Origin of the sequence: Comamonas odontotermitis (assembly GCF_014207855.1) — a bacterium.
GTDB lineage: Bacteria > Pseudomonadota > Gammaproteobacteria > Burkholderiales > Burkholderiaceae_C > Comamonas > Comamonas odontotermitis_A.
This window is the reverse complement of the sequence record NZ_JACHKZ010000039.1, coordinates 24,566-33,569: the sequence shown is the minus strand read 5'-3', so window position 1 is coordinate 33,569 and position 9,004 is coordinate 24,566. Positions and strand designations below refer to the sequence as shown.

Sequence of the window (9,004 nt, the reverse complement as noted above, 5' to 3'; positions counted from 1 at the left end):
ACGAGTGGCATTTGCAATTTGGAGAGGCCAGACCGCCTTTAATCCGGAGCAACTATTGCCGAAAGTCGCTTGACGCAAAACATAGAACCTAACACTGCCCAGCAAATCGTAGATTTGCGATTGAGATGAGGTTTCGGGCCGCGCCTGGCCGGACCACGCCAGGTTAGGCGCCCCCGACGAAGCAATGACGCAGACCGCCTCTAGCCGGGCGTCCCTGACCGGGCGCCCCTAGCCGGGCGCCCCTAGCCGGGCGCCCCCAAACCCACTGTCCCTCCGGGTTGGCGTGAAATCGGGCGATTTCTGCGCGCTCGCCCTTGCTTGCACCCCGGTGCAAGCTGCAGTCCATCGCTTCGAACTCATCCCGATTGCACTCCAACTCGGCTGCGTAGAGATCGCAAACACGTTCCTAGACCGTATTTATATGCTTGTGGATTGTCGATGGTCCGTTGGGACAGGGAGCGTCCACGAAAAAGCCACCTCTGAAGGTGGCTTGGTGGAACAGCGGCAGATCAGGAATTTCTCAGTGCATCGACAGGGCTGCTGGTGGTATTGGGGGCGTTATTTTCGTGTTCCATTGATTTTCTTTGGATCAATTCGATCTTGTAGCCGTCCGGGTCGGTCACAAAAGCGATTACCGTGGTGCCCCCTTTGACGGGGCCGGCCTCGCGCGTCACGTTGCCGCCATTGGCCTTGATCTTTTCGCAGGCGGCATAGGCGTCTGGTACGCCTAGAGCAATGTGGCCATAGGCCGTGCCCAGCTCGTACGATTCCGTGCCCCAGTTATAGGTCAGCTCGATTTCCGCCTGACCTGGATTGCCCCCTTCGTAGCCTACAAAGGCCAGCGAATATTTGTATTCGGGGTTTTCGGAGGTGCGCAGCAGGCTCATGCCCAGCACCTTGGTGTAGAAATCGATGGAGCGCTGCAGGTTGCCGACGCGCAGCATGGTGTGCAGAAGACGCATGGGGTGGTTCTTTCTTGTAGGGGCGCGGTTCCTGTCGCCGCTGGTCCGTTCATGTAGAGGCTTGGCTGCAGCTTTGCAGCTTGCCTTCATTTGGGCGGCCAGCCTGGCGGTCTGGATGACGCGGGTTCTGGAAAGCTTAGTTTATCGGTGGCACGGCAGGCGTGCTCCACAAAAGCACAACCCCTGCACAGGGCAGGGGTTGTTGGCGAAAAAAGGTGCCTCAGCGGCTCTGAGAGAGATTACTCTACCTTGGCCTTTTCGCGCAGATCCTGCTGGTATTTCTGGATCTGTTGCTGACGCAGTTGCTGCACGATCTGTGGCTTGACTTCGTCAAACTTGGGCAGTTGTGCATCGCGCATGTCGTTCACGCGGATGATGTGGTAGCCGAACTGGGTCTTGACCGGGGTGTCGGTCATCTGGCCCTTTTTCAGCTTGGTCATGGCTTCGGAGAACTCGGGCACGTAGTTGGCTGCATTGCCCCAATCCAGATCACCGCCGCGCTGGCCCGATCCAGGATCCTTCGATTCCTTCTTGGCCACGTCTTCAAACTTGGCACCCTTCTTGATCTGTGCGATCAGGGCCTTGGCCTTGTCTTCGCTGTCCACCAGAATGTGGAAGGCATGGTATTCCTTGCCCTGGTTGGCCGCAACGAACTTGTCATATTCGGCCTTGGCAGCTGCGTCGGTGATGGGGTGCGACTTTTCGTAGGCGGCAAACAGCTCTTGCGTCAGGATGCCCTGGCGAGCCAGTTCCATCTGGCCCTTGAAGCTGTCGGTAGCGTCCAGGCCTTGGGCCTTGGCGGCTTGCGCGTAGATTTCGCGCTCGATGATGGCTTCCTTGATCTGGGCTTCCTGGTCAGCCGTCACAGGGCGGCCGCCGCGCTCCATCTGTTCCTTGAAGGTCTGCATCAGCGATGCAGGCACGGGCTTGCCATTGACGATACCAATGTTCTGAGCCATCGCGGGCAGTGCAGCAGAACCGAGCAGAGCAGCTGCAACCAGACCGGACAAGAGCTGTTTTTTCATGCGAAATCCAAAATATTTATCAATGAAATGAAATATACACCAGTGATTTCATGGTTTTGGTGTACTGAGGACTTCAATGGCAAGGGCATGTAAACCCGCGTCAATGAATGCTTGCAGCGCATCATACACAAGCCGATGCTGGCCAATGCGCGATGTGCCGGTAAACAAGGGTGAAGCGATGCGTACCCGGAAATGCGTGCCCACGCCTGTGCCGTTGGCGCCTGCATGGCCTGCGTGCTGCCAGCTCTCGTCAATGACTTCGAGCTGGGTAGGCGCGAGGGTGCTGTGCAGCACGGCCTCAATGGCGGTGGCGGTGATGTCCTGGGTTTGCATGGCTACTATTGAAACGATAGCTAAAGGCGCTATGTAGATGGGCGATAGGGGCTGATTTTTTAGAGTTTTTATTTGGGCAGCGAATCGGGGGCCTTGCTGGCGGGGGGCGTTTCCTGAATGTGGCGGCTCAGATACAAGGCTTGCGCCACCACGAAGGCGAGCATCAGGCCCAGACCGCCAAACATCTTGAAGGTGACCCAGGTGTCCAGATCGAACTGGTAGGCGACCCAGATATTGATGACGCCCATGACGAGAAAGAAGATGGCCCAGCTGTAGTTGAGTTTGTTCCATACGGGCTGGGGCAGTTGCACCTGGGCAGACATGAGTTTCTGAATCAGGTTCTTGCCCATGATCCAGTAGGCGCCCAGCAGCACGGCAGCCATCACCCAGTACAGCACCGTGGGCTTCCACTTGATGAAGGTGTCGTTGTGCGAGATAAGGGTGGCGCCACCAAAGATGACGATGACGCCCAGGCTGATCCACTGCATGGGCTCGACCTTGCCGGTCTTCATGCGCAGGTAGGCAATTTGTGCAATGGTGGCAACAATGGCTACGCCCGTTGCCACAAACACGCCCCATACCTTGAAGGCGACGAAGAACAGCAGGATGGGGAAAAAATCGATCAGGAATTTCATATGCAGGGCGGTCCGGGTGGGCGCAGCGCGTGGCGTGTTGGAGTCGTTCTTGTGGGCTCGCAGTCTGCGGCGCGGTGTTTGGAAGGCTGTCAATGATACGCGAGCCAGCTTGCCCAGACTTAGGCCGCGCTGAAGACGTTGCTTGATCTGCAGCAATGCGGCAAATGGGTATGGGAGCGCGGCGGTGCAGAAAAGTTCCGCCGCGCCGCCGCAGCGCCCGCCATCACTTCAAGTCTTCGAAATCAAGCGCCGCCGAGTTCATGCAGTAGCGCAGTCCGGTGGGCTGGGGGCCGTCGGGAAAGACGTGGCCCAGATGCGCGCCGCACTGTGCGCAGACGGTCTCGACCCGCACCATGCCGTGGCTGCGGTCCACGTTTTCGGCGATGGAGCCGGGGATGGCCTGCGAGAAGCTGGGCCAGCCGCAGCCCGCGTCGAATTTGGTGTCGCTGTCGAACAGCTTGGCGCCGCAGCATACGCAGTGGTAGCTACCGTCAGCCCAGTGCTGCTCGTACTTGCCGGTAAAGGGGCGCTCGGTAGCGGCGTGGCGCGTGACCTGGTAGGCGACAGGCTCGGCCTGTTTGGCAGCCAGCTCGGCTTGCCATTGGGCATCGGTTTTCTGGATGGGAAAGCTCATGATGAACAACTGATGGCAATGTGTTGGGCCCAGTCGGGCGGGAGGGCTGCCAGGTCTTCGCAGCCCGCATGTTCCTGATATGGCGCTGCCAGCACGCTTTGCAAGCGTGCAAAGGGCACCCAGTCCCCGCGCTGCGCGGCCTCGATGGCCTGTTGGCCCAGGTGGTTGCGCAGCACGTATTGGGGGTTGGTTCTGAGCATCAAATCAGCCGCCTGTGCAATATCAGCGCGCGCCAGAGGCTCCTGATACTGTAGCAGCCAGGTGTCAAAAGCCGCATCGCCTGCAAACCAGTGGGCAAGGGCAGGCAGGCGGTCATTTTTTACCGCTTGCGACAATTCGCGCCAGAAGAGGGTGTAGTCCACCCGGTGCTGCTGCATCAGGGTGAGCAGCGGGTTGGCCAGGTCGGCAATGCGGGCCGCTTCGCCCGGCAGCCCCAGCTTGGCGGCCATGGCGGCGAGCATGGCGCTCTCCAGTGCGGGCTTATAGGCATCAATGGCGGCGATGGTCTGGGCTTCGTCGTCGATCAAGGGAAGCAGCGCCTGGCCCAGGCAGTAGAGGTTCCAGTAGGCAATCTGCGGCTGGCGCGAAAAGGCATAGCGGCCGCTGCTGTCGCTGTGGTTGCAGATGTGGCCTGCATCGTAATGGTCCAGAAACTGGAAGGGGCCGTAGTCGATGGTCAGGCCCAGAATGCTCATATTGTCGGTGTTCATCACCCCATGGCAAAAGCCCACGGCCTGCCACTGGGCCACCATGCGGGCGGTGCGCTCGGCAACATCGCCCAGCAGGGCCGCATAGCGCTCCGGCGTGCCGCTTGCGTGGTGGGCGGCGCTGGCAAAGTAGCGCTGTACCACGTAATCGGCCAGGGTGCGCAGCTTGTCCAGCTGGTCGCGTGCCGCAAAGTGTTCGAAGTGGCCAAAGCGCACAAAGCTGGGCGCTACGCGGGCCACCACGGCAGCGGTTTCCACCGTCTCGCGGTACACCGGCTGCGGTGAGGTGACCAGTGACAGCGCCCGCGTGGTGGGAATGCCCAGCGCATGCATGGCTTCGCTGCACAGGTATTCGCGGATGGATGAGCGCAGCACCGCGCGGCCGTCGCCCATACGCGAGTATGGCGTCATGCCTGCACCCTTGAGCTGTAGCTCCAGCCCTTGCTCGCTGGTGCCCCCGCCTGGCGCCGCCAGTTCTCCCAGCAGGATCGCACGGCCATCGCCCAACTGCCCGGCCCATTGGCCAAACTGGTGGCCGCTGTAGACGGTGGCCATGGCGTCCATGCCGGGCAGCAGGGCATTGCCGCCCAGCACCTGGGCGGCAGCTTCGGTCTGCAGCCAGTCGCTGTCAAAGCCCATGGCGCTGGCCAGGGGGCCGTTGCCCGCATTCAAGGCCAGCTGCGGCATCGGCGTGGGCTGCAGGCGGGTGTAGAAAGCGGGCGGCAACTGGGCAAAGCCGTTGATCCAGCGTGCGCCGGTCTGCAAGGCGGCCGAGGCTTCGGCCATATGGGGGGAAGAGGTGTTGGACAGGGTGGAATCCATGCAAGCATTGTCCGCCCAGGCTTTGCCCTGTGTGCGGCTGTGTTTATTGTCAGCGCTGAAGGAAAGTTTGTTGCGAGCGCAATCTTGCTGCGATGTCGCAAGATTTCAACGCCGATGCGGCCTGCTGTGCAGGCAAATCGCCTGGGATGGGCGCTTTTGGCCGTAGCGGGCAGGGCTTGCACGGTATTATGTCGGCCTGCCATTCATTGTTTGTTCCACGCCATCGATCCCGACCAAGAAAAGTAAAAAAGCACCGTGCGTCTCAATTCCATCAAGCTTGCTGGCTTCAAATCGTTTGCGGAGCCGACCAATTTCATGCTCCCTGGCCAACTGGTGGGCGTGGTGGGGCCCAACGGCTGCGGCAAGTCCAACATCATGGATGCGGTGCGCTGGGTGTTGGGCGAATCCAAGGCGAGCGAGCTGCGCGGCGAGTCGATGCAGGACGTGATCTTCAATGGCACCAACCACCGCAAGCCAGCCAGCCGCTCCAGCGTGGAACTGGTGTTCGACAACAGCGATCACCGCGCAGGCGGGCAGTGGAGCCAGTTCACCGAAATCGCCGTCAAGCGCGTGCTCACGCGCGACGGCACCAGCAGCTATTTCATCAACAACATGCCGGTGCGTCGGCGCGATGTGCAGGATGTGTTCCTCGGCACCGGCCTGGGCCCGCGCGCCTATGCCATCATCGGCCAGGGCACGATCAGCCGCATCATCGAATCACGCCCGGAAGAGCTGCGCCTGTTCCTCGAAGAAGCCGCCGGGGTCTCCAAGTACAAGGAGCGTCGCCGCGAGACTGAAAACCGCCTCAACGACACGCGCGAGAACCTGACCCGCGTCGAAGACATTCTGCGTGAGCTCAACAACAACCTCGAAAAGCTCGAAAAGCAGGCCGAGGTGGCCGCCAAGTACAACGCGCTCAACGCCAGCGCTACCCTCAAGCAGCAGCAGCTGTGGTTCCTCAAGCGCAGCGATGCGGCTGAAGACCAGGAAAAGGTGCGGATCGAAGGGCTCAAGGCCGTCAACGACCTGGAATCGCGCATGGCCGATCTGCGCCACGTCGAGGCCGATCTGGAATCGATCCGCCAGGCCCACTATGCGGCGGGCGATACCGTCAACCAGGCCCAGGGCAAGCTGTACGAGGCAACCGCCGAGGTGGGCCGGCTGGAGGCCGAAATCCGCTACGTGGTGGAAGGCCGCCAGCGCGTGGAAAACCGCCTGGTGCAACTGGCCGAGCAGATCGCCATGTGGATGGTGCGCAAGGAAGAATCCGAAGCCGAGCTCGAAACCCTGACCGGCCAGGGCATGGACGCCGAGGAAAAGGCCGAAATGCTGGCCGCCCAGCTCGAAGAGCAGAGCCAGCAGCTGCCCGACATGGAAGACGCGCACCGCCAGGCGCAGCAGCGCGCCAATGAGCAGCGCGGCGCCGTCACCCAGGTGCAGCAGCAGATTCAGGTGCTGGCTGCCGAGCAGCGTAGCCTGAACGAACAAAGCCGAGGCCTGGAAGTGCGCAGCGAACGCCTGCGTACCGACCGCAACGCCATGGCTGCGCCCGACGAGGCACGCCTTACCAACCTGAAGCAGCAGAACGACGAGGCTGCCGAGGCCGCCGAAATTGCCGAGGCGCGCCTGCTGGAGCTGCAGGACAGCGTGCCCCAGCTCGACGAGGCCCGCCGCGAGAAGCAGCAGCAGGTCAACAGCGAAGGCGCCCGCCAGGCCGAACTGGCCGCGCGCCTGGATGCCCTCAAGGCGCTGCAGGAAAAGGTGAAGACCGACGGCAAGCTGCAGCCCTGGCTGGCCAAGCATGGCCTGGACGGATTGCAGGGCCTGTGGAGCCGCATCCAGATTGAGCCCGGCTGGGAAAACGCGCTGGAAGCGGCGCTGCGCGAGCGCCTGTCATCCCTGGAGGTGAGCCGCCTCGACATGGTGCGCGGTTTTCTGGGCGCAGGCGCGCAGGATGCGCCGCCTGCGCGCCTGGCGTTCTACAGCCTGCCGCAGGCTCCCGGCGCCGCGCCGCAAGGGCAGATGGCCCAGCTGGCCGACCTACTGCGCGTGCATGATGCAGGCCTGCGCGCCGTGCTGGCCGATTGGCTGTGCGGGTGCTACACGGCGCCAACCCTTGACGAAGCGCTGGCGCAGCGCCCCCGCCTCAAGGCCGGTGAAACCATTTTTGTACCCACGGGTCACGCCGTCAGCAGCCACAGCGTGAGCTTTTACGCACAGGATTCCGAGCAATCGGGCATGCTGGCGCGGGCCCAGGAGATTGAGCACCTGGAAAAGGAGCTGCGTGCACAGTCGCTGATCGGCGAGGAAGCGCGCAACGCGCTGGTGCGTGCCGAATCCGCGTATGCCGATGCATCGCAGCGCCTGGTGACGGCCCGCAACGATGCGGCCGAAACCCGCAACCGTGCCCACGAGCTGCAGGTGGAGACCCTGCGCCAGACCCAGTTGGCAGAGCAGGCGCGGGCCCGCACGGCACAGTTGGATGCCGATCTGTCGGAAGTGACGATCCAGCTCGAAGAAATACAGGAGCGCCGCGTTGCCGCCGAGGCCCGCTTTGAAGAGTTGGACATGCAGCTGGCCGACAGCCAGGAGCGCCACGCGCAGCTCGACGAGCAGGTGTACGAGTCCGAACGCAAGCTCACCGGTGCCCGTGAACAGCTGCGAGCGCTGGAGCGCCAGGCGCAGGAAGCCGTGTTCGGCCAGCGCAGCATGGACGCCCGCCGGGCCGAGCTGGGCCGCACCATGGAAACGGCCATGCAGCAGGCCAAGGCCCTTGCCGATGAACAGGTGCGCGCCCAAGAAGAGCAGGGGCGCCTGAACGACGCAGCCGCCCAGGGTGGTTTGCAGGACGCGCTGAACCTGAAAATGGAGCGCGAAAAGGAACTGGCTGCGCGCCGCAGCGAGTATGACGATCTGACCGCCCGCCTGCGTGGCAGCGACGAGCGCCGCCAGCAGTTCGAGCGCGAGCTGCAGCCGCTGCGCGACCGCATCACCGAATTCAAGCTGAAAGAGCAGGCTGCGCAACTGGGCCTGGAGCAGTACACCACCTTGCTGAGCGATGCGCAGGCCGACATGGAGGCATTGGCCGCATCCATCCAGGAAGGCAATGTGCGCCTCACGGGCCTGCAAAGCGAGATTGACCGCCTGCACCGCGAAATCGACGCGCTGGGTGCGGTCAACCTGGCGGCGCTGGATGAACTGAACCATGCCCGTGAGCGCAAGACCTTCCTTGATTCGCAGATGAAGGACTTGACCGAGGCGATGACGACCCTGGAGGACGCGATCAAGAAGATTGACGCCGAGACGCGGCAATTGCTCTCTGGCACGTTCGACACAGTGAACCAGCACTTTGGCCGCATGTTCCCCGAGTTGTTTGGCGGCGGCCAGGCCAAGCTCATCATCACGGGTGACGAGATTCTTGATTCTGGCGTACAGGTGATGGCGCAGCCACCGGGCAAGAAGAACCAGACCATTCACCTGCTGTCGGGGGGTGAGAAGGCGCTTACGGCGATTGCGCTCGTGTTTGCGATCTTCCAGCTCAATCCCGCACCGTTCTGCCTGCTGGACGAGGTGGATGCACCGCTGGACGATGCCAATACTGAACGCTATGCCAAGCTGGTGGCCAGCATGAGCCGGGGAACCCAGTTCCTCTTCATCAGTCACAACAAGATTGCCATGGAGATTGCGCAGCAACTCATTGGTGTAACAATGCAGGAGCAGGGCGTTTCGCGCATCGTGGCCGTGGATATGGAATCCGCGCTGTCGATGGCTGAATCGGCCTGATGGATAAGCGGCTGGCGCGCGCACGCATCGGGCAGAATGCTTTTCGCAATGCAACGCCTGTTGTGCCCTGCTGTTTGCGTCGGTCCCAGGATATTTAGAACGA

The 9,004-nt window shown here is 61.9% G+C and carries 7 protein-coding genes; 1 reads left to right on the top strand and 6 read right to left on the bottom strand.

The window, feature by feature from the left end:
- Window positions 1-509: 509 nt before the first annotated feature.
- The 6 genes from gloA to HNP33_RS19280 all read right to left on the bottom strand — a co-directional run bounded on the left by gloA (window position 510) and on the right by HNP33_RS19280 (window position 5,082).
- On the bottom strand, window positions 510-962 hold the full coding sequence (gloA, locus tag HNP33_RS19305; protein WP_184711498.1) for a lactoylglutathione lyase: 453 nt from the start codon (window positions 960-962) through the stop codon (window positions 510-512).
- A gap of 239 nt (window positions 963-1,201) precedes the next feature.
- Entirely contained in the window at window positions 1,202-1,987 is a 786-nt protein-coding gene (locus tag HNP33_RS19300) for a peptidylprolyl isomerase (RefSeq protein WP_184711497.1), read from the bottom strand.
- Between the two features lie 48 nt (window positions 1,988-2,035).
- A complete protein-coding gene (locus HNP33_RS19295; RefSeq protein WP_184711496.1) occupies window positions 2,036-2,320 on the bottom strand; it encodes a BolA family protein in 285 nt (94 codons plus the stop codon).
- A gap of 68 nt (window positions 2,321-2,388) precedes the next feature.
- Window positions 2,389-2,955: a septation protein A gene (locus HNP33_RS19290; RefSeq protein ID WP_184711495.1), complete on the bottom strand. Its 567-nt coding sequence runs from the start codon at window positions 2,953-2,955 to the stop codon at window positions 2,389-2,391.
- A gap of 223 nt (window positions 2,956-3,178) precedes the next feature.
- A complete protein-coding gene (msrB, locus tag HNP33_RS19285; RefSeq protein ID WP_184711494.1) occupies window positions 3,179-3,589 on the bottom strand; it encodes a peptide-methionine (R)-S-oxide reductase MsrB in 411 nt (136 codons plus the stop codon).
- Complete coding sequence (locus tag HNP33_RS19280; protein ID WP_184711499.1) at window positions 3,586-5,082, bottom strand: protein adenylyltransferase SelO; 1,497 nt, start codon at window positions 5,080-5,082, stop codon at window positions 3,586-3,588. Before HNP33_RS19280 ends, msrB begins: the two co-directional genes overlap by 4 nt.
- A 291-nt stretch (window positions 5,083-5,373) precedes the next feature.
- On the opposite strand from HNP33_RS19280, the gene smc reads away from it, so the two are divergent.
- The gene (gene smc / locus HNP33_RS19275; RefSeq protein ID WP_184711493.1) at window positions 5,374-8,901 is read left to right on the top strand and encodes a chromosome segregation protein SMC; all 3,528 of its coding nucleotides are present in this window, start codon (window positions 5,374-5,376) and stop codon (window positions 8,899-8,901) included.
- The last annotated feature ends 103 nt before the right edge of the window (window positions 8,902-9,004 follow it).